The 24,831-nt window shown below is 71.0% G+C and carries 24 protein-coding genes; 11 read left to right on the top strand and 13 right to left on the bottom strand.

What is annotated here, in order from left to right; all coding sequences use genetic code 11:
* Window positions 1-138: 138 nt before the first annotated feature.
* Window positions 139-1,965, bottom strand: a complete 1,827-nt coding sequence (locus ACFRCG_RS11100) for an acyl-CoA dehydrogenase (protein ID WP_380030543.1) — start codon at window positions 1,963-1,965, stop codon at window positions 139-141.
* Window positions 1,966-2,220: 255 nt separating this feature from the next.
* Between ACFRCG_RS11100 and ACFRCG_RS11095 the strand changes: the two genes are divergently transcribed.
* Window positions 2,221-2,619 carry an SseB family protein gene (locus ACFRCG_RS11095; RefSeq protein ID WP_078976240.1) on the top strand — a complete coding sequence of 133 codons (399 nt, stop codon included), beginning with the start codon at window positions 2,221-2,223 and terminating at the stop codon, window positions 2,617-2,619.
* 239 nt (window positions 2,620-2,858) lie between these two features.
* Here the strand turns inward: ACFRCG_RS11095 and ACFRCG_RS11090 are convergent, their stop codons facing one another.
* Both ACFRCG_RS11090 and ACFRCG_RS11085 read right to left on the bottom strand, forming a co-directional pair.
* Window positions 2,859-4,562 (bottom strand): amidohydrolase family protein, encoded by a 1,704-nt coding sequence (locus tag ACFRCG_RS11090; RefSeq protein ID WP_380030542.1) that lies wholly within the window; start codon window positions 4,560-4,562, stop codon window positions 2,859-2,861.
* A 108-nt stretch (window positions 4,563-4,670) separates the two neighbouring features.
* Window positions 4,671-5,297 carry a TetR/AcrR family transcriptional regulator gene (locus tag ACFRCG_RS11085; protein ID WP_380030541.1) on the bottom strand — a complete coding sequence of 209 codons (627 nt, stop codon included), beginning with the start codon at window positions 5,295-5,297 and terminating at the stop codon, window positions 4,671-4,673.
* 238 nt (window positions 5,298-5,535) lie between these two features.
* On the opposite strand from ACFRCG_RS11085, the gene ACFRCG_RS11080 reads away from it, so the two are divergent.
* Window positions 5,536-6,609 carry a PP2C family protein-serine/threonine phosphatase gene (locus ACFRCG_RS11080; RefSeq protein WP_380030539.1) on the top strand — a complete coding sequence of 358 codons (1,074 nt, stop codon included), beginning with the start codon at window positions 5,536-5,538 and terminating at the stop codon, window positions 6,607-6,609.
* 296 nt (window positions 6,610-6,905) lie between these two features.
* On the opposite strand, the gene eda is transcribed toward ACFRCG_RS11080, so the two are convergent.
* From eda to edd, 3 genes are read right to left on the bottom strand one after another with little or no spacing between them, the layout of a single operon-like run.
* Window positions 6,906-7,526: a bifunctional 4-hydroxy-2-oxoglutarate aldolase/2-dehydro-3-deoxy-phosphogluconate aldolase gene (gene eda, locus ACFRCG_RS11075; RefSeq protein WP_380030538.1), complete on the bottom strand. Its 621-nt coding sequence runs from the start codon at window positions 7,524-7,526 to the stop codon at window positions 6,906-6,908.
* A complete protein-coding gene (glk, locus tag ACFRCG_RS11070) occupies window positions 7,523-8,542 on the bottom strand; it encodes a glucokinase (protein WP_380030537.1) in 1,020 nt (339 codons plus the stop codon). Before glk ends, eda begins: the two co-directional genes overlap by 4 nt.
* Window positions 8,539-10,413, bottom strand: a complete 1,875-nt coding sequence (edd, locus tag ACFRCG_RS11065; RefSeq protein ID WP_380030624.1) for a phosphogluconate dehydratase — start codon at window positions 10,411-10,413, stop codon at window positions 8,539-8,541. The genes glk and edd overlap by 4 nt, the downstream gene beginning before the upstream one ends.
* 231 nt (window positions 10,414-10,644) lie before the next feature.
* On the opposite strand from edd, the gene ACFRCG_RS11060 reads away from it, so the two are divergent.
* The 5 genes from ACFRCG_RS11060 (at window position 10,645) to ACFRCG_RS11040 (ending at window position 15,316) form a co-directional block, all read left to right on the top strand.
* On the top strand, window positions 10,645-11,832 hold the full coding sequence (locus tag ACFRCG_RS11060; protein ID WP_380003384.1) for an ROK family protein: 1,188 nt from the start codon (window positions 10,645-10,647) through the stop codon (window positions 11,830-11,832).
* A gap of 383 nt (window positions 11,833-12,215) precedes the next feature.
* Window positions 12,216-13,172 (top strand): pirin family protein, encoded by a 957-nt coding sequence (locus ACFRCG_RS11055; RefSeq protein WP_380030536.1) that lies wholly within the window; start codon window positions 12,216-12,218, stop codon window positions 13,170-13,172.
* 455 nt (window positions 13,173-13,627) lie between these two features.
* Window positions 13,628-13,933, top strand: a complete 306-nt coding sequence (locus ACFRCG_RS11050; RefSeq protein ID WP_380030535.1) for a hypothetical protein — start codon at window positions 13,628-13,630, stop codon at window positions 13,931-13,933.
* Window positions 13,934-13,936: 3 nt separating this feature from the next.
* Window positions 13,937-14,923, top strand: coding sequence for a hypothetical protein (locus ACFRCG_RS11045; RefSeq protein ID WP_380030534.1), 987 nt, complete (start codon window positions 13,937-13,939; stop codon window positions 14,921-14,923).
* Window positions 14,924-15,019: 96 nt separating this feature from the next.
* The gene (locus tag ACFRCG_RS11040) at window positions 15,020-15,316 is read left to right on the top strand and encodes a hypothetical protein (RefSeq protein ID WP_380003388.1); all 297 of its coding nucleotides are present in this window, start codon (window positions 15,020-15,022) and stop codon (window positions 15,314-15,316) included.
* Window positions 15,317-15,520: 204 nt separating this feature from the next.
* Here ACFRCG_RS11040 and ACFRCG_RS11035 read toward each other — a convergent pair whose 3' ends face one another.
* Window positions 15,521-16,063, bottom strand: a complete 543-nt coding sequence (locus ACFRCG_RS11035) for a hypothetical protein (RefSeq protein WP_380030533.1) — start codon at window positions 16,061-16,063, stop codon at window positions 15,521-15,523.
* A 91-nt stretch (window positions 16,064-16,154) separates the two neighbouring features.
* On the opposite strand from ACFRCG_RS11035, the gene ACFRCG_RS11030 reads away from it, so the two are divergent.
* On the top strand, window positions 16,155-16,679 hold the full coding sequence (locus ACFRCG_RS11030) for a PadR family transcriptional regulator (protein ID WP_380030532.1): 525 nt from the start codon (window positions 16,155-16,157) through the stop codon (window positions 16,677-16,679).
* 146 nt (window positions 16,680-16,825) lie between these two features.
* The gene (locus ACFRCG_RS11025; RefSeq protein ID WP_380030531.1) at window positions 16,826-17,836 is read left to right on the top strand and encodes a zinc-binding dehydrogenase; all 1,011 of its coding nucleotides are present in this window, start codon (window positions 16,826-16,828) and stop codon (window positions 17,834-17,836) included.
* Window positions 17,837-17,882: 46 nt separating this feature from the next.
* On the opposite strand, the gene ACFRCG_RS11020 is transcribed toward ACFRCG_RS11025, so the two are convergent.
* Window positions 17,883-18,881, bottom strand: a complete 999-nt coding sequence (locus tag ACFRCG_RS11020) for a nitrilase family protein (protein ID WP_380030530.1) — start codon at window positions 18,879-18,881, stop codon at window positions 17,883-17,885.
* 145 nt (window positions 18,882-19,026) lie between these two features.
* Here ACFRCG_RS11020 and ACFRCG_RS11015 point away from each other — a divergent pair, with 145 nt between their 5' ends.
* Complete coding sequence (locus ACFRCG_RS11015) at window positions 19,027-20,019, top strand: LysR family transcriptional regulator (protein WP_380030529.1); 993 nt, start codon at window positions 19,027-19,029, stop codon at window positions 20,017-20,019.
* Here ACFRCG_RS11015 and ACFRCG_RS11010 read toward each other — a convergent pair.
* From ACFRCG_RS11010 to ACFRCG_RS10995, 4 genes are all read right to left on the bottom strand, one after another.
* The gene (locus tag ACFRCG_RS11010; RefSeq protein WP_380030528.1) at window positions 19,949-20,422 is read right to left on the bottom strand and encodes an RrF2 family transcriptional regulator; all 474 of its coding nucleotides are present in this window, start codon (window positions 20,420-20,422) and stop codon (window positions 19,949-19,951) included. The genes ACFRCG_RS11015 and ACFRCG_RS11010 overlap by 71 nt on opposite strands.
* Before the next feature lie 76 nt (window positions 20,423-20,498).
* A complete protein-coding gene (locus ACFRCG_RS11005) occupies window positions 20,499-21,329 on the bottom strand; it encodes a hypothetical protein (protein ID WP_380030527.1) in 831 nt (276 codons plus the stop codon).
* 456 nt (window positions 21,330-21,785) lie between these two features.
* On the bottom strand, window positions 21,786-23,102 hold the full coding sequence (locus tag ACFRCG_RS11000; protein WP_380030525.1) for a hypothetical protein: 1,317 nt from the start codon (window positions 23,100-23,102) through the stop codon (window positions 21,786-21,788).
* A gap of 113 nt (window positions 23,103-23,215) precedes the next feature.
* On the bottom strand, window positions 23,216-23,731 hold the full coding sequence (locus ACFRCG_RS10995) for a SigE family RNA polymerase sigma factor (RefSeq protein ID WP_380030523.1): 516 nt from the start codon (window positions 23,729-23,731) through the stop codon (window positions 23,216-23,218).
* A gap of 279 nt (window positions 23,732-24,010) precedes the next feature.
* Here ACFRCG_RS10995 and ACFRCG_RS10990 point away from each other — a divergent pair, with 279 nt between their 5' ends.
* Entirely contained in the window at window positions 24,011-24,499 is a 489-nt protein-coding gene (locus tag ACFRCG_RS10990; protein WP_380030522.1) for a hypothetical protein, read from the top strand.
* Here the strand turns inward: ACFRCG_RS10990 and ACFRCG_RS10985 are convergent.
* On the bottom strand, window positions 24,496-24,786 hold the full coding sequence (locus ACFRCG_RS10985; protein WP_078976209.1) for an MTH1187 family thiamine-binding protein: 291 nt from the start codon (window positions 24,784-24,786) through the stop codon (window positions 24,496-24,498). The genes ACFRCG_RS10990 and ACFRCG_RS10985 overlap by 4 nt on opposite strands.
* Window positions 24,787-24,831: the final 45 nt, after the last annotated feature.

The following is a 24,831-nucleotide window of genomic DNA, read 5'->3' as shown; positions in this document are numbered from 1 at the left end:
CTCACGGTAGAGGCCCGAGGCGATCGTCGAGGCCGACGGCGACCTTCTCGGGGGAGGGGACGACGCCCCCGACACGGCGAGGCGCCGCCTCTCGCCCGGGAGCGGGAGACGGCGCCTCGTGGAGTGCGAGCGGCCCGACTAGAAGGCCGCCTCCGGGAGGTCCATCAGGGAGTTGTCGATCTGCTCGACCATCAGCCGCTGCGGGGTGAGCAGCGGCAGGATCTCCCGCGCGAAGTGCTTCGCGGCGGCGACCTTGCCCTGGTAGAACGCCTCGTCGCGACCGGGCGTACCGGCCAGCTTGGCCAGCGCCACCGACGCTTGGCGCAGCAGCAGCCACGAGACCACCAGGTCGCCGGCGGCGAGCAGCAGGCGGGTGGTGTTCTGGCCGACCTTGTAGATCGAGTCGATCTCCTGCTCGGACGCCATCAGCTGGTTGATCATCGCGGCGACCATGCCCTGGACGTCCTCGGCGGCGGTCGCGAGCAGCTTGACCTCGGCGGCCAGGTCGCCCTCGGCGTGCGCGGCGATGAACTCCTGGATCTCGCCGGCCACCACGGTCAGCGCCTTGCCCTGGTCGCGGACGATCTTCCGGAAGAAGAAGTCCTGACCCTGGATCGCGGTGGTGCCCTCGTAGAGGGTGTCGATCTTGGCGTCGCGGATGTACTGCTCGATCGGGTATTCCTGCAGGAAGCCCGATCCGCCGAAGGTCTGCAGCGACTGGGCGAGCTGCTCGTAGGACTTCTCCGAGCCGTAGCCCTTGACGATCGGCAGCAGCAGGTCGTTGACCCGGTCCGCGGTCTCGTCCGTGCCGCCGGCCAGTGCGGCGCCCTCGATCCGGTCCTGCCACGAGGACGTGTACACCACCAGCGCGCGCATGCCCTCGACGTACGCCTTCTGGGTGAGCAGCGAGCGGCGCACGTCCGGGTGGTGCGTGATGGACACGCGCGGCGCGGCCTTGTTCGTCATCTGCGCGAGGTCGGCGCCCTGGAAGCGCTCCTTCGCGTACTCCAGTGCGTTGAGGTAGCCGGTGGACAGCGTGGCGATGGCCTTCGTGCCGACCATCATCCGGGCGTACTCGATGATCTTGAACATCTGCGCGATGCCGCTGTGCACCTCGCCGACCAGGGTGCCGACGGCCGGGACGCCGTGCTCGCCGAAGGTGAGCTCGCAGGTCGTGGAGACCTTGAGGCCCATCTTGTGCTCGACGTTGGTGACGAAGGCGCCGTTGCGCTCGCCGAGCTCGCCGGTCTCCGGGTCGAAGTGGAACTTCGGCACCACGAACAGCGACAGGCCCTTGGTGCCGGGACCCGCACCCTCCGGGCGCGCGAGCACCAGGTGGATGATGTTCTCGGTCATGTCCTGGTCACCGGAGGTGATGAAGCGCTTGACGCCCTGGATGTGCCAGGTGCCGTCCTCCTGCCGCACCGCCTTGGTCCGACCCGCGCCGACGTCGGAACCGGCGTCGGGCTCGGTCAGCACCATCGTGGAGCCCCACTGGCGGTCGACCATGAAGCCGGCGACCTTGCGCTGCTCCTCGGTGCCGAGCGTGTGCAGCACCTGGGCGAAGTCGGGGCCCGCCGCGTACATCCACAGCGCCGGGTTGGCGCCGAGCACCAGCTCGGCCACCGACCAGCGCAGCGAACGCGGGCAGTTGGTGCCGCCCATGCTCTCCGGGAGCGCCAGGCGCCACCACTCGGAGTCCATGTAGGCCTTGTACGACTTCTTGAACGCCTCGGGCAGCGTGGCCGAGTGCGTCGCCGGATCGAACACGGGTGGGTTGCGGTCGCCCTCCGCGAAGGAATCGGCGAGGTCGTTCACGGCGAGGCGCTCGACCTCGGACAGGATCGACCTGGCTGTCTCGACGTCCATGTCCGCGAACGGACCCGTGCCATAGACCTGCTCGCGCCCGAAGACCTCGAACAGGTTGAACTCCAGGTCGCGGAGATTCGACTTGTAGTGACCCATGACAGGCTCCGCCCGTGGTTGCGTCCGGTGTACTGCGCTGACTGAAACTGCTCGACGGCTCGACAGCTCGACCCGAGGAATCGAGCGAGCGACCGAGGCGATCCGAAACCCAGTGTACTGGTCGGTAACATAATGATCGTACCCATGGGTAACTTTTTCAATCCCCGAGAGGTTCCCATCGGGTTACCACCAGGTACTCATGACCGTCTCGGCCGAGGGCTCAAACCCGGGCCGCGGACCCGCTAGCCTCGTGGTGTGTACGGCTACGCAACCGAGGAACCCCAGGCCCGGGCGGAGGCGCCGGCGCTCACCGACGCCGTGCGCGCGTTCGCCACGGGCGTCATGAACGGCGAGGACTTCCAGTCCATCTTCATCGCGTCGAAGGTCTTCTGCCCGAGGGGGGATCGCCCGGGCTTCCTGGCCCTGCACAACACCCCCGAGCCGGTGATCCCGATGTTCAGCTCCCTCGCCGAACTCAAGAAGTACGCCGGCGAGGAGTCCAGACACTTCACCGTCACCGGCGCCGAGGTGCTCGACCTGCTGCCCAACGGCTACGGCTTCGTGCTCGACCTCGACGGCGAGCACCGGGTGATGTTCGACGCCAAGGCCATAGAGCAGATGATCGCCTTCGCGATGCGGCGGATGTACGGCTGACGGCGGATCCGCGAACGGCCGAACGCGCCGGCGTCATCCTCGATGACGGCCGGCGCGTCCGGGTCGGTGGTGCGATCAGGCCGGGCGGTGTCCGTGGTTGGCCCGGTGCTTGCGACGGGACTTGCGCTTGCGGGTCTTCTTCGACATCGCGCCCCCTTGCTCGTCCGTGTTCGCGGTGTCGCATGCCTACCCGGGCGCGGACCGGATCCATGCGTACGAGTCGGCGGGGAGTGTTCGGGTCAGCGGGGGTTCGCCCTTCCGTGGCGCAGCAGTTCGCCGCTGTGCACGCCGGTGGGCTCGTCGTTTTCGACCGTGACCCGGCCGTTGACCAGGATGTGCCGGTAGCCCTTCGCGTCGATCACCGTGCGCAGTTGGCCGCCGGGCAGGTCGTGGACGAACTTCGGATCGCCGTAGGCCAGTTCGTCGTAGTCGTAGACGATGATGTCGGCCGCGGCACCGACGCTCAGCACGCCGCGGTCGGTGAAGCCCGCACACCGGGCGGGCAGTCCGGACAACCGCCAGTGGGCCTGCTCCAGTGAGGTCCAGGCGTGCCTGCGGACGTACTCGACGATGTACTCGGTGCCGTACATGCCCGCGCTCAGCGTCTTGAGGTGCGCGCCGCCGTCGGACAGGCCGGGCAACAGGTATTCGTAGTCCACGAGTTCCTTCAGGCCCTCCAACGTGGCGTTGAACTGGCCGGTGTGCACCTCGGTGGTCAGCCCGTCGGCGATGGTGACGTCGCACAACACGTCCACCGGGTGCCGGTCGAGCCGCGCGCCGATCTCCTTGAACGACAGGCCCTCGTACCGCTTGTACTCCTCGGTGAAGGTGCGGTGCAGCTTCATGTCCGGGTACAGGTGGTAGAACAGCGGGTCGAATTCCCGCAGTTCGGCGCGGATCGCCGGGTCGTTCAGCAGCGCGATCTTGGCCTCCAGGGTCTCGGCCGCGAAGATCGTGGCCACCGGCGGGCGGGTGGACACGCCGCCGTACAGGAAGCTGAACGGCACCGGGACGTCGGTGGTCATCGCCTGGCCGTAGATCGGGATGCCGCGCTCCTGGCAACTGCGCAGCCACTCGATCTTGCGCCGGTACAGGCCGCCGCTGCGCGAGTTGGCGATCACCGCGTTCCAGATCAGCGGCCGGCCGCTGACCTCGACGAGGTGTTCGTACTCCTCCTCGGTGATCTGCGTGCCGGACACCTGCATGAAGCCGCGGCCCTGCCCGGCCAGCGCCTCGGCCAGGGTCAGTCGGGTCTGCGGCCACATGATGTCGGTGGGCATCGGCGTACCGTCGAAGTCGCCCTGCATCAGCCGGCCGTTCGGGTTGCCCGGCTCGCCCAGGCACTGCGCCGACCAGCCGCCCGCGCCGGCGTCCATCGCCTCGGTCAACAGGCGGGCCAATTCCGCGTGTTCGGCGTCGGTGGGCAGCGCGCCCGCCTTCGCCCGATCCAGGCCGAGCACCCAGATCAGCAGCGGGTTGACCGGAACATAGGGCAGTACGTTGACCGCCTTGGGGGTGCGCTCGACGCTGTCCAGGTATTCGGGGAAGGTGACCCAGTCCCAGGGCATGCCCTCGCGCAGGGTCTCGGTGGGGATGTCCTCGACGGCGGTCATCGACAACATCGCGCGATCGCGCATGTCCTCGCGCACCGGGGCGAAGCCGAAGCCGCAGTTGCCGGTGACCACGGAGGTCACCCCGTGCGGGCCGGACGTGGTCAGGTACGGGTCCCAGAAGACCTGGCCGTCGTAGTGCGTGTGCAGGTCGATGAAGCCGGGCGCGACGATCAGTCCGGTCGCGTCGATCACCCGATCCGCGTCCTCGGCGCGGACGCGCCCGATCGCGGTGATCACGCCGTCGGTGATCGCGACGTCCGCGCGAACGCGCGGGTTGCCGGAACCGTCGACGACGATGCCGCCCTTGATGACCAGGTCGTGGTTCGCCATGGCGTTCGTACCTTCCCTCGGCATAGTCCTTGATCCGGTTAATTAAAATGTGTGTTTAATACGAGGAGTCGAAGGAGTCAAGGGATTCCGCGGGGGAGTCGGCGCGGCTCAGTCGCCGGCGAGGGCGCCGGCGACGATCGCCGTGAGGTGGTCGTCGAACGCCTCCGGGCCGAGCAGAGCGGTCGGGGCGATGCCGTCCGGGCGCGGCGGCATGTCGTGCCGGGCGGCGCGCGCCGCGCACAACATGCCGACCATCTGGGTGACCAGGAAGGTGCGGGCCTGGAGCGCGGTCGCCGGCAGGTCGGGGCGGGCCGCGGCCACCGCGTCCACCACGTCCCGCACGTCCTCGCCGCCGAGCAGCGGGGTCACCGGCGAGGTCGTGTCGCGCAGCAGTTCCACCGAGATCTGGAGGTAGGCCCGGTCGGCCGGCGAGCCGTTCAGCAACTCGGTGATCGGCAGCACGATCGCGCGGGCGAACCCGGACAACCGCTCCGGCCGCTCGCGGGCCGCGGCGAGCAGCGCCTGGCGGCGGGCGTACACGACGGGCACGTGCTGCTCGACGATCGCCCGCAACAAACCCTCCCGCCCGCCGAAGTGGTAGTGGATCGCGCCGGCGTTGCGCTGCCCCGCCGCGCGGGTGATGTCCTGCAACGGCACATCGAGACCGTGCCGCGCGAACAGGATCTCGGCGGCCTCGACGATGCGGCGCCTGGTGGGGCCGGAGTCACGGGGCATGGGCGCAGCATAGGGCCTGGTCGGGGCCTGGCCTCCGACCCGAATGGCGGCACTGTCAAGTGCCTGTTTGGCGAGGTTTCGATACGTTTTGAACCTAATGGGACCTTCGCCCCTGTTCGCGTACCTCGGTACGGGTGACCATGGATCGCGTTGGTCGTCGGCCCATCCCCTCCTGTGCGACAACGAAAGGTCCCGATACATGCCTGCCCTGGCGCTTCCCGCTCGTCGAGCAGTTCCGGTGGCAGTGGGCCTCTACGTGGCCGTCCTGGTGAGTCGGGCGTTCGCCCCGGACTACCTGGACATGCACGCGGTGCTGATCGCGGTCCCGGCGGTGGTGGCGATGGCCTACCGCCCGTGGTTGACCGCGACGGCCGGGGCGGTGGCGCTGGCGACCCGGCTCCTGCTGAACCCGCACGTGTACGGCGGTGGCGGGGACAAGTCCACCACCGGCGTCTCGGCCGCCATCCTGATCGTGACGCTGTTCGGGTGCTGGGTCGGCTGGGAGCGGCGGCGCCAGGACGCCCGGCTGCATCGTGTGCAGTCGGTGGCGGAGGTGGCCCAGCGGGCGCTGCTGCGGCCGGTGCCCCGGGCGATCGGCCGGTTCGGCTTCGCGGTGCGCTATCGGGCGGCGGCGGAGGAGGCGTCGATCGGCGGCGACCTGTACGAAGTGCTGGAAACCCCGTACGGGGTGCGGGTGCTGCTCGGCGACGTGCGCGGCAAGGGGCTCGAGGCGGTCGACATGGCGGCCCGTACGCTCGGCGCGTTCCGCGAGGCGGCCTACGACGCGCCGACCCTGGCGGAGGTCGGTGCCCGGGTGGATCGCAGCCTGAACCGGCAGCTGGGCGCCGAGGACTTCGTGACCGCCGTGATGGTCGAGCTGTGTCCCGGCGAGGGCACGATGCAGGTGCTGGCGTGCGGCCATCCCTCGCCGCTGCTGGTGCGCGGCGGCACGGTGGGCGAGGTGATCGGCGAGGCGGGTCTGCCGCTGGGCATGGGCCTGCTGCCGGCGGCCACGGCGCGCGCGGTGGAGGCGGTCCCGTTCCGGCCGGGCGACGTGCTGCTGATGCACACGGACGGGGTGACGGAGGCCCGGGACACGTCCGGTGTGTTCTACCCGCTGGGCCGACATCTGGCGACCTACGCGCACAACGACGCCGCCGGGATGCTGGACGCCGTCGAGCAGGCCCTGATCGCCCACGTGGGCGGCAAGCTGGAGGACGACGCGGCGATGCTGGCGGTGACCCTGACCGGCCCGCTGCTGAAGGTGGTCAAGCCGGCCCGCGCCCTGGAGCCGACCCACCAGTCCGCGTAACCCGCGCGGTCGGCCCGCGGCCCCCGCCGCCGATCCGCAGCCGGGCAGCACACCCCGGAAGAGGCGCCGGACCGGCGTCTCCCGGGCGTCGCACAGGCCCCTCGCGAGCCGGCGCGAAGCGCCCAAAAGGAAGAGACCCGCTCTCCTCGCCGAAGAGCGGGTCCCTATTCGCGGTCTCCGCAGGTCGAACCCTCATACGACCTGCTCGTTCGTGGGTCGAACCCTCATACGACCCACCATCCGCGGTCCGTGCCCCTGGCGCACCTCAGGGCAGAGCGCGCCAGGGGACGTTTTCGCTACCCGCGCAGCCCCGAGGCTTCGCGGGCGAGCTGTTCCACCCGGGACCAGTCGCGCGAGGCGACCGCGTCCGCGGGAAGCATCCAGGACCCGCCGACGCAGGCCACGTTGGGCAGCGCCAGGTAGGTCGGGGCCGAGGCCGGGGTGATTCCGCCCGTCGGGCAAAAGCGCACGTCCGGCACCGGCGAGGCCAGCGACTTCAGGAACGGCGCGCCGCCCGAGGCCTCGGCCGGGAAGAACTTCATCTCCCGGACGCCGCGTTCGCGCAGCGCCAGCACCTCGGACACGGTCGACGTGCCGGGCAGGAAGGAGAGTCCGGTGTCGACCAGGGCCCCGTACAGGGTCTCGGTGCAGCCCGGCGTCACCAGAAAGCGGGCGCCGGCGTCGGCCGCCGCCCTCGCCTGGTCCGGCGTCAGGACCGTACCGGCGCCCACGAACGCGCCCTCGACCTCGGCCGCGATCCGCTCGATCGCTCCGAGTGCGGCCGGTGTGCGCAGGGTGACCTCGACGGCCGGCAGCCCGCCCGCCACCAGCGCGCGCGCCAGCGGTACGGCCGACTCCACGTCGTCCACGATCACCACCGGGATCACCGGTGCCAGGTCAAGAGCGGACGTGCTCACGCCGCCACCTCCACGGGTCGAGTGCTGCGCGCCTCCAGCCACGCGGACGCGCCGCGCAGAGCCGGATGCGGGGCCACCACGAGCGCGGTGGAGATGCGGTGCAGGTACGGCGCCATCGTCGGGTTGGTCTCGAAGCCCATCCGGAACTCGCTCTCCAGCAGCATCTCGGTGATCCGGGGCAGGATGCCCCCGGCCAGGAAGACACCGCCGCGAGCGCCCATCGTCAGGGCAACCCCACCGGCGAACGTGCCGAGCAGTCGGCAGAAGGTCTCGACCGTCGCGACGCACACCTTGTCGGAGCCGTCGAGCGCGCGGGCGGAGATGTCGGCCGGGCTCAGCGCCTCGGCCGCGACCCCGTGTACCGCCGCCGTACAGCGGTGCAACCGGCACAGTCCCGGGCCGGACAGCACGTGTTCGGCGGTCACCGTGCCCAGGCCGCCGCGCTCGTCGCGCAGCACCTCCAGGGCCGCCGCGTCGGGCCCGTGCGCCGGGCGCAGCAGGACGTGCCCGCCCTCGCCCGGCAGCGGCACCCAGCCGCCGCCAGGGATCGGCACCAGGCCGGCCACGCCGAGTCCGGTGCCGGGGCCGAGCACGGCCATCGGCAGCGTCGGGTCGGGCAGTCGGTCGCCGACCACGATCAGGTCCTCGCCGGCCAGGTGCGGCAGCGACAGGGCCAGCGCCTCGAAGTCGTTGATCAGGTACAGGTCCGGCACGCCGAGCCTGACCCGGGTCTCCGCGATGGACAACACCCACGCGCCGTTGGTCAGCCGGAACCGGTCGCCGTGCACGGGGCCCGCGACCGCCGCGCAGATCGCGCTCGGCCGGGCCGCGCCGGAGCGGTCCAGGTAGTCCTCGATCGCCGCGGCCAGGTCCACGTGGTCCTCGCTGCGCAGCCCGAGCACGTGCTCGGGTCGGCCGCCGGGCTCGGTGAGCACGGCGAAGCGGGCGTTGGTGCCGCCGATGTCGGCGACCAGCCACGGGCGGTCGGGGGTCGGTGGGGCCACGGTCGGGTTCACGCGCTCGCTCCGTCGAAAGCCGCGGTCGCGACCGCGCCGAACACACCCGCGCCCAGGTCGGCGGGGCCCACCCCGGCGCGCAGCGCGGTGAACAACTCGCGCCCGGTGCCGACCCATTCCGCGTCGGTCGGGGCCGCGCCCTCGGGCCGCCGGCCGCTCAGGTCGGCCTCGGTGGTCAGCGTCCCCGCGACCGCGTCCACGGTCACGATGTCGCCGTTGCGGATCAGCGCTATCGGGCCGCCGACCGCCGCCTCGGGCGTGCAGTGGATCGCCGCCGGGATCTTGCCGGACGCGCCGGAGAGCCGGCCGTCGGTGACCAGCGCCACGTGGTGGCCCCGGTCCTGGAGCACGCCGAGCGCGGGGATCAGCTTGTGCAGCTCCGGCATGCCGTTGGCGCGCGGACCCTGGTAGCGCAGCACCGCGATCAGGTCGTGGTTCAACTCGTCGCGCTCGAACGCGGCCAGGAAGTCGGCCTGTCCGTCGAACACCCGCGCGGGCGCGCTCACCACGTGGTGCGACGGGTCGACCGCGGACACCTTGATCACCGCGCGACCGAGGTCGCCGTGCAACATCCGCAGTCCGCCGTCGGGCGCGAACGGCTTGTCGTAGGGCCGCAGTACGTCCAGGTCCAGGCTCTGCGTCGGGCCGTCCACCCACACGATGGAGCCGTCCTCGGTGAGCTGCGGCTCGCGGCGGTAGCGGGCGAGCCCGTCGCCGGCCACGGTGCGCACGTCCTCGTTGAGCAGCCCGCCGTCGAGCAGCGTGCCGATCAGGAACGCGGTGCCACCCGCGGCGTGGAAGTGGTTGATGTCCGCCGGACCGTTCGGGTACATCCGGGTCAGCAGCGGCACCGCCGTGGACAACTCGGCGAAGTCGTCCCAGGTGAGCGTGATCCCCGCGGCGGCGGCCATCGCGACCAGGTGCAGCGTGTGGTTGGTGGAGCCGCCGGTGGCGAGCAGCGCGACGACCGCGTTGACCCAGGCCTTCTCGTCCAGCACCTCGCCGATCGGCGTGTAGTCGCGGACCAGCGAGGTCGGGTCGCCGAGCGAGGTGGTGGCCGCGACCCGGCGGCCCGCCTCGTCGGTCAGCGCCTTGCGCAGCGGCTGGTCGGGGTGCACGAAGCTGGCGCCCGGCAGGTGCAGCCCGAGCACCTCCATCACCAGCTGGTTCGTGTTCGCGGTGCCGTAGAAGGTGCAGGTGCCGATGCCGTGGTAGGCGCCGGCCTCGGCGTCGAGCAGTTCCTCGCGGGAGACCTTGCCCTCGGCGAAGCGCTGCCGGACCCGGGCCTTCTCCTTGTTCGGCAGGCCCGAGGACATCGGACCGGCGGGCACGAAGACGGTCGGCAGGTGTCCGAACGACAGCGCCCCGATCACCAGGCCGGGGACGATCTTGTCGCACACGCCGAGCATCAGCGCGCCGTCGAACATGTCGTGCGCGAGCGCCACCGCGGCGGCCATCGCGACCACGTCGCGGCTGAACAGGGACAGCTCCATGCCCGCGCGGCCCTGGGTGATCCCGTCGCACATGGCGGGCACGCCGCCGGCGAACTGGGCCACGCCGCCGGCCGCGGCGACCGCGGCCTTGAGCTGCTCGGGGTAGGTCCGCAGCGGCTGGTGCGCGGAGAGCATGTCGTTGTAGGAGGAGACGATCGCGACATTCGGCTTGACCGGGCCCTGCGGGCCGGCGCCGCGCAGGCTCAGCTTCTCGCTCGGCGAGCACGCGGCGAAGCCGTGGGCGAAGTTGGCGCAGCCGAGCTGACCGCGTGCGGGCTTCTCGGAGGCCGCCGCTCGGATCCGCTCCAGGTACGCGGAACGCGTGGCGGCACTGCGGCGCGCGATGCGCTCCGTCACTGCGGCCACCGTCGGGTGGATCCTCTGCTCGCTCACGATCTTCGTGCCCCTGCTGTCTTCGGCTGGCTCTGCCGGTTCGGGTACCAAACTAGGGGTACTTTTGCTTCTTGGCAAGCAAAAGAGTGACGCTCGGGTGTCGAAGTAGTGAACTTAGGGCTTTGACCGAGGGAAAGCCGCCCTGGTTCACTGGACGACATGGCCCGACGCGCGAATCCCATCCCGCACAGCAGTGCAGGCGAGGTACTTCGCCTGGTGCGTGAAGGTGATGCCGAGACCCGGGCGGACGTCGCCCGGCTCACCGGGCTGTCCCGATCCGCCGTGGCGGCCCGGATCGACGAACTGGTGGACGCCGGACTGCTCGCCGAACGCGCCGACGGCGTGTCCACCGGCGGCCGGCCCCCGATCCGCCTCGAACTCAACCCCGAGGGCGGCCTGGTACTGGCCGCCTCGCTCGGCAGCAGCCGAGGCCAACTCGCGGTCTGCGATCTGACCGGCCGGGTGTTGGCCAGCCGGGAGACCCGGATGGCCGCGCAGGGCGGCCCCGACGCGGTGCTCACCGGACTGCCGGACTGGATCGACACGATGCTCGCCGAGGAGGGCTTCGACCCGGCGCGGGTACGCGGGGTCGGGGTCGCCGTGCCCGGACCGGTCGAGTTGGACACCGGACGCGCCGCGGGTGCGCCGACGCTGCCGGGGTGGGACGGGGTGGCGATAGCGCCGACCCTGCAACGCCGGTTGCCGGTACCGGTGTACGTGGACAACGACGTGAACGTGATGGCGCTGGGCGAGTATCGGGCCCGGGCCGACGCGGGCGACCTCGTCTTCGTCAAGGCGTCCACGGGCATCGGTGCCGGGATAGTCGCCGACGGCAAGGTCTACCGGGGCGCGCTCGGCGCGGCCGGCGAGATCGGCCACATCCCGGTCGCCGGCGGTACCGGGGTGCGCTGCTGGTGCGGCAACGTGGACTGCCTCGAAGTCCTGGCCAGCGGGCGGCACTTGATCGAGACGCTGGCCGCCCACGGGGCGCGCTTCCCGGACGGCCGCGAGGTCTCCAGCGTGCGTGACGTGGTGGCTCTCGCGGCGGCCGGCCAGCCCGAGGCGGTGCGGCTCGTGCGCGAGTCGGGGCGGATGCTCGGCGAGGTGCTGGCGAGCGTGGTCAACGTGCTGAATCCGGCGGTGGTGGTGCTGGGCGGCGACCTCGCCGACGCGGGCGATCCGCTGCTGGCCGGGGTGCGTGAGGTGGTCTATCGGCGGTCCACGGCGGTGGCCACGCGCGAACTGCGCATCGTGCCGAGCGTGTTGGGCGAGGCCGCGGGCCTGACGGGCTGCGCGTTCATGGCCCTGGACCAGATCCTGTCCCCGGACTCGGTGGACACCACCCTCGCCCGCCTCGCCGGCGGCCGAGCCCTCCCCAGCGTGAACAGGGCCCTCCCGGCCTGAACCCGGGCCGGACCGCCCACCGGGACTCGTCCGGCCGCGCAGCGGCGGTGAACCGCGACTCGCCGTGGCGACGGTGCCACGTTCCGCAAGCCGCCACGCCCCGGCACATCGCCACGCCCCGGCACATCGCCGCGCTCGCGGCGACCTCGCCCCGCTCCGCGACCGCGTAGCGGACGCGCGGCGCGGCGCCCGATCCCGACCGCGCGGCGGACGTGTACCCCAATGCGCCCCCCGCTCGCCGCCACGACGGCGCGACCCCCTCGCCCCGCCCGGAACCACCCTTCGAACCAGACCCTCCGCGCGGGGAATGTTGAGCGAGCAACTACTGTTGAGGCGTGCAAGGACCGGGAAAGCCGGACCGTACTCGTCCCGAGGAGCAGGCCATGCCCGCCGTCACCGTTGCCAACCCGCTGGCTCTGCCGCGTCTGCCGGAGCCCGCACTCGACGCCCGCCCGCGTCCCGTACTCGCCGTCACCACCGCCCCGAGCGGAGTCGAGGGTGAGGGCTTCCCCGTGCGGCGCGCCTTCGCGGGTGTCAACCAGACCTACCTCGACCCGTTCATCATGATGGATCAGATGGGTGAGGTGGAGTACGCGCCGGGTGAGCCCAAGGGCACCCCGTGGCACCCGCACCGGGGCTTCGAGACGGTCACCTATCTCCTCGACGGCGAGTTCGTCCACCAGGACTCGGCCGGCGGTGGTGGCGTGATCACCGACGGCGACACCCAGTGGATGACCGCCGGCTCCGGCCTGCTGCACATCGAGGCGCCGCCGGAGGCGCTGGTGACCAGTGGCGGGCTCTTCCACGGCATCCAGCTGTGGGTCAACCTGCCGTCCGTGCAGAAGATGAGCGACCCGCGCTACCAGGACATCCGCGCGGGCGACGTCAAGCTGCTCGCCTCGGACGACGGCGGCGCCCTGGTCCGGCTGATCGCCGGCTCCGTCGGCGGCTTCGACGGTCCGGGTATCACGCACACCCCGATCACCCTGCTGCACGCCTCGGTCAACCCGGGCGCGCGACTTTCGCTGCCGTGGCGCAAGGACTACAACGCGCTGGTGTACGTCCTTTCCGGTTCCGGGACCGTCGGAACCGATCGGCGACCGATCGAAACCGGCCGGCTCGCGGTCCTGGGTGCCGGCGACACGATCGACCTCCAGGCGGACGCGCGTCAGGATTCGAACAAGCCCAACCTCGAGGTGATCGTTCTCGGTGGGCAGCCGATCGGGGAGGAAGTGGCCTGGTATGGCCCGTTCGTGATGAACACTCACGCGGAACTGGCGCAGGCGTTCGACGACTTCAAGGCCGGTCGCATGGGCCGGATCCCGGCGGACCGGATCTGACGGGGTCTCAACAGTGGCCGAAGATCATCGGCGCGGGATCTGACGCACCGTCAGAGCCCTTAGGGTGCAAGGGAATGCCTCATGGGGGCGAGCGCGTGGGCTACGCAATGCAGCCGAGCGGTCGCCCCTTGACGCTGTCCCGCCCACTGGCCACACTGAACAAGGTCAAATGGAACGTAACGGTTTGCCGCGCCATGGGCGCGGCCTGCGGAAACAGGAGTGGAGCCGTCACCTCACCACCGTGAGCTCCGCCGCCGGGCCGTTGTGGCTCCGGTCGACGGGCGCGATGTGACACCGGACGAGAGGAGTCCGCGTATGTACCGGCCCTCCCGGGTGGCACACGGCATCGGCGACGGTGACCGACGGCCGCCCCACGCCCCGTATTTCGCCGATCGACCGATCGGAACCGGTACGTTCCCGCTCGGGTCGTCCACCGGCGCTTTCACGACTCTTTCGTGGACCGCCGGCGCCGGGCCCCGGAGGCCCTGATGGCCGACGACTGGCGCAAGAAGTTCAAGGAACGCACGGTCAAGACCCGGACCTCGTCCGCGAACTGGCTGGCACTGCGCATCGTGCACTCCAACGCGCTGACCATGCTCATCCTGGGCACCGCCGCGGTGTTCGCGGCCGTTCTGCACATCCGCGGCCGGGCACGAGACGGCGAGTTCTTCGCCATCGCGATCGCGGTGCCGTGGATACTGGCGGCATACCGGCACAGCCGGTCCTGCAAGCCGTGCCCACGTCAGTCGGGAGGTGGATAGGCGATGAGCGGCTACGAACCGCCACCGCCCCCCGAAGCACGCGGACTTCGGCTCGGCGACCTGCGGCGATGGCGCCATCTTTCGGATCCCGAGGACGAGGAACCGGCATTCCCCGCGCCCCGGGACGAACCCGCGCGCGGATCCGCCCGCGCGTCGCGCAGCCCTCGACACGAGGACGAAGAGCCCTCCTGGCGGCGCGACTTGCGGGAGCGTCGGAAGCGCGAGCGGGACACGGCGGCGGCGCCCGAGTCCCGGCGTACGACGGAGCGCAAGAGTGGTACCGGCGCGCGCCCCGGGCGGGGCGGCGCCGGCGAACGCCCCGACGCGGCCCGGTACTCGGAGAGCACGCGGGCGCATCCGCCCGAGCGTGGCACCGACCCTGGCGGCTCTTCCCCGCGCCCCACGGTGCGGCACGTGATGAAACCCCGCGACCCGGGGCGGAACAACGCTCCCGCGGCACCGCCGACTTCGGCCCCGCCCACACGCAAGCCGCCGTGGCGCCGCTCCGCCAAGGCGGCCGGCACGGGCGCGGTGGGCACGGCCGGAGCGCTCGGCGCCGACGACGCGGCACCCGTTGCCGCGAGTGGTCCGACGTCCGGCCTGGCCCGCTTCGTCCGCCGCGGCTCGGCGGCCGGCGACCAAGCCGGTGGATCGGCCGATTCCGGCACGCAGGGCGGGACTTCGGACAAGCCCGGAGTGCCGCCGCCGTTCACGGGCGGCCCCGGCGGCGTGGTCGGACCCTCCCGGCCGTTCAGCGGCACCGACCTGGTCATGCTGGTTCCCACCGGCCTGGCCGCCTACTACGGCGCCGGCCTCCTGGTGGACTGCTCCCATGAGGCGGGTTTCATGGCGGCCTTCTGTCTGTGGCTGATGGCCGGCTTCTGGATCGTGATCATCAGCGCCAAATGGCCCCTGGTGCGACTCATGCGCTGGGCCTGGGTGTTGGCCGGCCTGATGGCCGGGGCGACCATCCCCATCGGTGGCGGGTGACGGTGCGGGCGACGTGAGTAGCTTACGAACCGTCATATCACGGGTACGCCAAGGCAAACAGGGACCGGCGGACGACCGCAGGACCGGAGGGGAATCATGCACATGTCGCTGAGCGCCGTGGCCGCTGCCGCGCCCGAACACATCGCCAACTTCCAGGCGGTGACGACCGAGACGAGCAGTGTCGGTCGTGGGGTGACCGTCGGGGTCCCGATCCTGATCATCTTCATCCTCTTCTACATGGTCACGCACAAGGGCTACAAACTCCTGGGCCTGATCCTGGCGTTCGTGGCCGGTGTGATGTTGTCCGGTACGCAGGTCGCGTCCTCGCTCTCCGAACTGGTCGACCACTTCGTGACGGCCGGCGTCAACGCGGTCAGCGACACGTTCAGCTGAGTCGGATCCGGGCGGCCCGCACCGGAATCGGGTCGCCCGGCCCGTCGAGTCCCGCATGGTGCCCGCGGTCGGGGCGCGCGCCCACCGCCACGGCGTCGCCGGCGCGTCCGGCACGTCGTCGCGACGCGGGTGCGTGGGGCACGGGACGTACCACCCGACGCCGGTCGCCGCCCTCGGCGTGCGCCGTTCGCGGGGCGGCCGACGTCATCCGGCGTACCGGGCCTGGACGAGCGCGGGGTAGCGGGCGGTGAACATCGCCGGGAGCACGAATCCGGCTGCCTGGGCGGCGACGGCCACCCCGCCGGCCAGGTCGTTCGCCTTGATCAGATAGAGCGCGACCGCCGTGACGGTGAAGCTCGCGGCCCACACGCAGGCGATCACCACATTGACCCGGCGGAACATCGGCAGGCCCCAGATCTCACGCGGGGTGGAACGCCGGGCGATCACGAGGGTGAAGGGGTTGCCGACGGCGATCGAGCCCCAGGCGGTGAGCGCCAGCCAGGCGAACGAGGCCGCCCCGACATAGCGGTGGAAGCCGGAGTCCGGCACGGCGAACGCGACCGGGGTCAGCACCAGGAAGAAGATCGCGGTGCTGTAGGCGAGCAGGTCGACCCCGCGCCCCGCCCGGTGGTCCTGGGCGGCGATCAGCACGGTGGCGGCCAGCGCGGCGAGCGCGCCCCACTGCCAGTTCGTCGAGGGGATGGCGGCGAAGACGATCCACGGAGCGAAGTTGCGGACGTAGTTCATGGCATTCCTCTGTTCGACGCTCCGCTGCTGACAGGTCAAACTTTGACGTTCCAACTTCGACATGTCAATCCTGAGTGGTAAAGTCCGCGCCATGAGCCTTCGTCACGCACTCCTCGGACTCCTCGCGAATCGCTCGGCCAGCGGCTACGACCTGCTGAAGTCCTTCGAGACGTCACTGGCCAACGCGTGGCCCGCCACCCAGAGCCAGGTCTACGGCGAACTGGGCAAACTCTCCGCCGAGGGCCTGCTCGACGTGACCGCGGAGGGTCCACGCGGCCGCAAGGAATACTCGATCACCGAGAGCGGGCGGGCCGAACTGCGCCACTGGCTGATCGAGGTGGAACCCGAGCGGGTCAGGCGCAGCGGCATGCTCCTGCGCGTCTTCTTCCTCGACACCCTCGCCCCGGCGGAGGCCCGGGCATACCTGGCCGCCCAGGCCGAGGTCGCGGCCGAGCGGAACGCGGGGCTGCGCGAGGTGGAGGCGAACGTGCCGTGGGACGACGGCCCGCTGTCGGTGTACGGCCGCGTCGCCCTGGAGTACGGCCTGCGCCTGTCGCAGATGCAGCGCGACTGGGCGGAGTGGGCGGCGGAACAGGTGACCCCGCCGACGACGTGAGGGCGCGCGGCGGGTGCCTGCCGAGGGACGGGGCGCCCACCGATCGACCGTGGCCGAGTGGCACACGGCTGACATGCCGTCGCTCGCGGAATGCCGGGATCCCCCCGCCCCGTTACGCCTGCGACGTTGTGTCTTGATCGTTTGCCATGGAGGTGGAAGTGGCCGCGACGATGCGGGCCGTGGTGCTGACCGGACCCGGGCCGGTGGAGAACCTGGTGCTGCGGGACCCGGCCGTACCCGAGGTGCGGCCGGGGTGGGTGCGGATCGCGGTGAAGGCGTTCGGGCTGAACCGTTCGGAGTTGCACACCCGGCTCGGACTGGCCGAAGGCGTGACGTTTCCCCGGGTGCCGGGGATCGAGGCGGTCGGGGTCGTGGACGCATTGGATCCGGCCGACGCCGACGGCGGCCTCGTGGTCGGACGGCAGGTGGCCACCATGATGGGCAACATGGGGCGGACCTACGACGGGGGCTATGCGCAGTACACGCTCGTACCCGTGGACCAGGTGATCGGGTTCGGGTCGGACCTGCCCTGGCACGTGATCGGCGCGGTTCCGGAGACGTTGCAGACGGCGTATGGCTCGTTGACCACCGGGCTGGACCTGCGCGCCGGGCAGAGCCTGCTGATTCGCGGCGGGACCTCCTCCGTGGGCCTGGCCGCGGCGGCGCTCGCCAAGGGGATCGGCGCCACGGTGCTCGCGACCACGCGCCGCGCCGCGAACGTCGAGGTGCTGCGGGCCCAGGGGGTGGACCACGTCCTGGTCGACGACGGTGCCGTCGCCGCCGCCGTACGCGCGCTGTATCCCGAAGGCGTCGACGCGGCACTGGAGTTGGTCGGGACGCCGACCCTGCCGGACACCCTCGCCGCCACCCGGGTGCACGGGACGGTGTGCTTCACCGGGATGTTGTCCAACGAGTGGATCGTGCCCGACTTCTATCCGATCGGCTACCTCCCGAAGGGTGTTCGGCTGACCGCCTACGGCGGCGAGAGCGGCGATCTGCCCGCCGACGTGTTGCAGCGCCACCTCGACGAGATCGCCGCCGGGCGGATCAGCCTCGGGCCGATCCACACGTACGCTCTCGACGACATCCGCCGCGCGCACACCGACATGGAACTCGGCCGTACGGTCGGCAAACTCGTCGGGTTGACCGAGGGCTGACCGAGGGCTGACCGAGGGCAGGTCGAGCGCCGCGCCGACCCCGGGTTCAGTCCGGGAGCACCATCGGGGCCACCGCCGCCGGGTCCGGCGAGAAGCGGGCGGTCCTGGCGTCGCGTTCGTCGCCGAAGTGGTGGGTGAGGACGCCGTACAGGTCGGGGCGGCGGCCCTTGAGCCAGCGGCGGCCGGTGGACAGCGGGATCAGGGACAGGTCGACGTCCGCGGTGACCATCGTGTCCGCCGCGGCCCAGGTCTCGGCGAGGATGCGGCCGTACGGGTCGAGGATCATCGCGTTGCCGGTGCGGACCTCGTCGTCGTCGCGCCCCACCCCGTTGCTGAAGATCAGCGCCAGGCCGTTGTCGTGGGCCCGCGAGGGCAGCCAGCGCAGCAGCCACCCCCGGCCGCTGTCGCCGCGAAACGCGGCCTCGACGGCGGCCGGGTCCCGGTGCCGGTTCTCCCACACGGCCGGTGGGATCGGCCGCATGCCGTGCGGACTGCGCGAGTCGGTACCGCCGGTCTGGTGCGGTGCCACCAGGATCGAGGCCCCGAGCAGGGCGGTGGCCCGCACGTTCTCGACGAGGTTGTTGTCCCAGCAGACGAGGATGCCGACCCGTACGCCCCACGGGGTGTCGAAGACGGTGTACCGGTCGCCGCTGGAGACGGCCTCGTGCTCGAACGCGTGCAGTTTGCGGTGGCGGTGCACCCGGCCGTCGGGCAGGCACACCGCGTACGAGTTGAACAGCCGCCCGTCGACCTCGTCCAGTTCCAGGAAGCCCAGGCCGCCGGCCACGCCCAGCTCGACGGCCAACTCGCGCACGCGGGTGACGGAGGGGCCGGTGACCGGCTCGGCGAGTTCGCGCAGCCGCTCGGCGGGGTGCCGGCGCAGGTGCCAGTAGCCCAGGAGGGACATCTCGGGGACCACGACGAGCTGTACCCCGTCGGCGGCGGCGCGGCGGGTGAAGTGTTCGACGCGGGCCAGGTTGTACGCCTTGTCGTCCGGGCGCGGCTCGAACTGTACCGACGCGCAGCGCAATTGCTCCGTCGACATCGACGACTCCTGTCCGTGGGGTGGCTGATGGGTGGCTGATGGTCGTCCCGACTTCCATCACAGCCGTACCTCGGCATTCCGGTCCAATGAAAGTTCGGGGTGCTTCGATAACCGGACGGAATGGATCGCCGCCTAGACTCCCGATATGGACATCCGGCTGCTGCGCGCGTTGGTCGCGGTGGCCGACCGCGGCTCCTTCGGGGTCGCGGCGCGGGGGTTGTCGATCACCCAACCCGCGTTGAGCAAGCAGATCCGGGCGCTGGAGGCGGAGGTCGGCGGCGCCCTGTTCATCCGGGGGCGGCACGGTGCCGAGCCGACCCGGCTGGGCGCCACGCTGCTTCCGGAGGCGCGCGAACTGGTGCGTCGGGCCGACCAGTTGACTCGGCGGGCCGGACAGTTCCGGCGCGGGGAGGCGGGCAGTCTGGCGGTCGGGTTCGGGCTGTCCGGGATCGACCTCGCGCCGCAGGCCGTCGCGGCCTTCCGCCGGCGCTTTCCGGGGGTGGAGATCTCGTTGGAGGACATGTCCTCCGCGAGTCAGATCGAGGCGGTCCGCGGGGGCGACCTCGACGTGGGCTTCGTACGGCTGCCGGCGCCGGACGACCTGGCCCGGTTCGTGGTGCTGACCGACGCGCTCGCGGTGGCGGCGCCCCGGGACGCGGATCCGCCGCCGACTGATCCGGTGGGTGTCGCGGCGTGGTTGCGGGGGCGTGCGGTGGTGCGGCTCACCCGGGCGAAGGGGCCGGGGCTGGTGCGGCAGATCGAGCTGTTCGAGCGGGAGTTCGATGCTCGGTCGGAGCCGGTCCAGGAGGCGTCCGACCTCCAGACCGTGTTGGCGCTGGTCGCGGCGGGGGTGGGGGTGGCGTTGGTGCCGGCGGGGGCGGCCGGTATCGCGTCTTCGACGGTCGAGGTGACGGCGATCGAGGGCGGGGATGCTTCGGGCGCGATCTCGGATGCCGTTTCGGCCGCCGTCTCCTGGCGGATCGGCGCGGTCTGGGACCCGGCGCGGGGCACGCGGGTGCGGGACAACTTCCTCGCCGTCGTGCGCGATCTCGTCCGGCGGCGCGGGGCTACTTCGCGGCCAGCCGGTTCCGGGTCAGCTCCGGGGTGTCGGGGGAGCGGGACTCCACCGTCGCCCTGATGTCGGCGAGCGTCTGCGCGGCGAGTTCGCGGCGCCAGGCCAGGTCGGCGCGGGACATCGCCTGCGCGATGACGCACGTGGTGCGGTAGTCGGCCGTCGGGTCGGCGTCGGGACCGTTGCGCAGGATCTGTTGGCAGCGGAAGGCCGCGTCGGGGCCCTCGATGGCGACGACCACGTCCATCAGGGTGATGTCCTTCAGGGCCTTGGCCAGCCGGAATCCGCCGCGCGGGCCGGAGGTCGAGGTGACGATGCCGGCGCGAGCGAGGGCCTGGAGCTGCTTGTTGAGGTAGGCAGCGGGCAGGCCGTGGAAAGCGGCCAGCTTGGTCGCCGTCACCGCCGTGCCCGATTCGGCCCACGCCAGGTTCAGGCAGCTGTGCAGCGCCCACTCCACGCCTTCGCTCATCTGCATATGCTGGACGCTACCCATCCAGAATACCCGGGACAACCCCCGTTCCCTCGGATGGCTCCATCCGCGACGGTCACAGCGGCAGGCCGGCGAGTTGCATCAGCCGTTTCGCGCGGGCGAAGCCGTCGAGCGGAACGGGCGTGGTGCCGGTGCGGCAGTCGTGGCACAGGGCGCCGGGGACGAGGTCGGGTCCGGGGCGTCCGCAGTCGGCGCACTCGACCAGGCGCGGGCGGCGCGACTGGGCCGGGATCACCGGAGCCGTCGGTGGTGGCGCGGTACGGGTGAGGCGGAAGTGCAGCAGGCCGGTCCTGAGCTCGCGGCTCGGTGGCGGTAGGTCGTCGGTCAACTCCCGGAAGACCTCGTCGTCCGTGGCGCCGGCGGTGAAGCGGGCCTGGACGAACGGCACGAGGGTACGCAACTCCCGGTCCTTGAAGGCCAATCGTTCGTCCACGTCGGCCAGTGAGCGGAGCAGTTCGAGGGCGCGTACGGCGGGATCCGGCTCGGGACCGGCCGTCGGCGCGGTGTTCGGCGCGGTGTCGGGCCCGGCCTTCGGGGCGGCCTTCGGGGCGGAGGGTGAACCTGTCTCGGGAGCGCCCCGGACCGCGCGCGGCCCGGACCACTCCGTGAGACGACCGAGCAGGCGCCCGGTCGCCGAGTCCCTTAAGCGCTTGGCCACCGCGATACCGGCGTCGGTGAGTTCCTGGAGCACGCGGCGGGCGATGTGGGTGCCCACGCCCAGGAGTTCGCGGATGCTCTCGATGGAGATCGGCGTGCCGGGAGGCGCGGCCTCGTAGCGGATGGCGGCTTCGAACGCCCATCCGGAGAGGCCGCCGAATTGGGCCAACACGGCGGCGGCGGGGTTCTCGACAGGGGCGGGTACGTCGATACGCTTGGGGACAGCCATGCGAGGGTTCATGCCTCTCGTTGAATGGTCAGGCCCTCGCACCGGTGTTCGTTGCACCGGCGGGGGCCGAAATACGTTTTGGATGACTCACGCTTTGGACACGGAACAGCACACAGTGCTGTGGCAGTTGCCGTCAATCACCCACCCGAGTGACGTTTTCCTGGGCGGTTTTCCACCTGGAGCCGGCCGCCGCCCCGAAGGGGCGGCCGGCCTAGTGGGTCCTAGAAGGCGCCGTGTCCGCACAACGAAAAACCGCATCGACGGTCTCACCGGCACAAACGCTTGCGCGACGAAGTCCTGTGCCGTACAGCGGGTTTCACGCACTTCGGAGGGCCCACTCGGCGGGTGCGGGTACGTGGTCCGTCCGCCCCGCCCCGGCCTGGCCCGGCCCGGACCCGACGCGGCGCGTACACCCGGCCCGCCGGCCGTACGCGCCGCGCGCTGTCCGCGTGGATCTCACCGCGTCCAGCGCGGATCGGCGGCCATCGCCTCCAACTGGTCCAGGGTCAGAGCCGGTTCGACGCGAGACGGTTTGTTCTTGCTGAAGGACCCCTGGAACACGAGCCCCGGGTAGTCGTCACTGTTGATCAGAACCAACCCCGGACCGGCGGTGTTTCCCGCGTCGACCTGGACCGTACGCCCGTCCGGGTGGCGTATCGCCACCCGCCACTGGACGAACTCCGGCGGCCCATTGCCCACCGGCTGTCGCGCGGCGAAGGTCGTGGAGCCGTCGGGGAGGGTCTTGGTCCGACAATCGGCAATTCCCGCGCAGGATTCCAGGGGCCCGGCGGTCATCCGGACGCTCGCGGAAAGGTTCGTCAGCCCCTTCCCGTCCCGGATTACGACCGTCGCACCTTGCCCAGATTCGCCCTTGGCGGTGACGTCGGTACCGGCGGGAAGCACGCTTTGCAGGACGCCGAGCATCCGTCGATCCGGTGTCGGCAGGGCGTCGATCCCGCGTACCCAGCGTGCGTCCGTCGCGATCCCGGTCAGCTGGTCGAGCGTCAATCGCGGATCCCGGCCGACGCCGACGCCGTCCGGGTTGTCACCCGTCCACTGGTCCCGCGCCCCGCCGCTGAAGGCGTCGAGCGAGACCCGGCCGCCGTCGGGTCGGTCCAGGACCACTCGCCAGTGTCGTTGCCCGGGCGCGCCCGACATGCCGTTGACGGTCTTGGCCACGCTCAGTTTCGATCCGTCGGGCTGACGCCGGGTCGTGCACTCGTCGTAGGGCCTGCGCCCGTCGACGGCGCCGCAGTCGGCGATGCGGCTCTCGGGGCTGTCGGGCGCGGGGCGCGCAAGCATCACCCGGACCCCGGTCGAGCCGCCCGAGTCGGTGTAGACGAGTTGGGCGAACGGATTCCGACTGATCAACGGCGGGTCCTGGGGCGTCGGTTGCGACCCGCCACCGGAGACCTCGCTGATCTTCCCCTTGGCTGGCAGCAGGCTTTCCAGGACGGCGATCATCTGATTGCCCGTCACCGGCCCGGCCGAGGGCATCTCGCCGTCCGGCAGCGTACGCCGAGAGGCCGCCGACGCATCGGTCTCCAGCGCCCGATCGAGGACGACCCCGACGCCCACCACGGTGACGGCCATCGCACACGCGGCGGCCCCGATCCGGATGCGCCGCGTCCGCCGAATCCGCTTGCCGCGTGCGACGCCGCGCGCGATCACCTCGGGGTCGTACGCCGGGAAGGTATCGACCACGGCGTTAAGCGCCTCCGGCAGCGCCTGCTCGAAGTCGGGGTCGTGGTACTCAAAACCGGCAGGGGGCACGGTGAAATCACCGGTCCTTTCACTGGGAATGCGGAAGCGTGCAGGGGTCGAACGGAGCGCCGGCGTCGCGGGTGTCACCGGTGCCATCGGCGCCCACCGATATCAATCGAGACTCAACCGCGATCGAGGGCGAGATCCGGCAACTGATCGCCCAGCACCGCCCGCAGCCGATCGAGGGCCCGATGGGAGCGAACCCGTACCGCTCCCGCGGACAGATGCAACATCTCGGCGACCTGCTCCACCGAGCGGTCCTCCCAATAGCGCAGCACCAGCACCGCCCGATCCCCCGGAGCCAATTCGGCCAGGCCGTCGAGCAGAGTGAGCCGCAACTCGGGATCGCCCGTCGGGCGGGCCGCACGCTCCGGCACGTGGTCGGTGGCGCGCTCGGTGGAACTCTTGCGGCGCTGTTGTTCCAGGTAGGTGCGGACCAACGTGGTGTGCGCGTAGGCGAACGGCCACTCCATCCGGCCGATCCTGCGCCACTTCGGATAGAGCTTGCCGAGTGTCTCCTGAAGCAGGTCCTCGGCACCGTGCCAGTCACCAGAGGTGAGCAGACACGCGGTACGGAACAACCTGCGGCTGTGCGTGGCGGCGAACTCTCGGAAGTCCGCATCGCTTCCGCCGGCCATCGATGTCCCCCGTTCGTCGACGTCATCAGGGGAAATGGACCGGCCGGCAAAAACGTTACATCCCGCCCCGCGCGGTTCGGGAAGCCGGCCGGATGCCCGGATCCGGACAGCCCACAACGCCCCGACGAACCGAGCGAACCGAGCGAACCGACAAGCTTGCCATCGCCTACCGGGCGGCGCTCCACCTCGCTGCCATCCTCATCCGGGCCCGGGCGTAGGGGCGTCGGACCGCACAATTTGGAGAGGCACGTCCTCGACCCAGCGTGGCAGCATGCGTCGATGGTCTTTCGACACCCCGACGGCGACTACGCGATCACCGCGATGTACTCCGTGCCCGATGACGCCTGGTATCTGGAACTGGATCTCGTGGCCGGACAACGGACACTTGTGACCGCAATCGTCCCCGACGAGGATCCGGCACGGGAGCCGACGGTGTGCTTCAACCCGACCGCAGGACACACTCACGTCCCGTACGAGGTCATGCGCTGGTTCATGCACCAGGTCGACGAAGAGATCCGTAACTCCCGTGCCTGGATGCGGCTGAGACCGGAGCTCGTTGAGATCGTTTACCAACTCCGTCAGGAGCACATGGGCGTCATCATCGACGATGACGACTTTCCCCAGGTTCTGGCGGACGTGCGCACCACGGTCCCCGAGGAAGACCTCCCCGCCGTTCTGGAGGCCGCCTTCGGGCGGAATCCTGACGGCACCACCATGAACCACCCGCAAGCGCCCCGGCCTGTAGCCGATCAAGCAGACAGGTCCTAGGCCAGGTAGCGCTCGATCGTCTCGACCTTGGCCGTCAGCCCATCGACGACCCCTTCGCGGATGTCCGCCTTGAGCACCAGGCTCACCCGATTCGAGTGCGCCTTGACCGCCTCGACGGCCTCCTTGACCACGGCCATCACCTCGTCCCACTCACCCTCGATCGAGGTGAACATGGCATCGGTGCGATTCGGCAACCCACTGGCCCGCACCACCCGCACCGCAGCCGCCACCGCCTCCCCCACATCCTCACCAACACCCAACGGCGACACCGAAAACGCAACGATCACAACAACACCCTCCACATCCCAACCCCGTACACCCCCAGCGTAGGC

This window comes from Embleya sp. NPDC056575 (genome assembly GCF_042793325.1).
Taxonomy (GTDB): domain Bacteria; phylum Actinomycetota; class Actinomycetes; order Streptomycetales; family Streptomycetaceae; genus Embleya.
The sequence above is the reverse complement of the archived record's forward strand: the minus strand, read 5'-3'. Positions and strand labels throughout refer to the sequence as shown.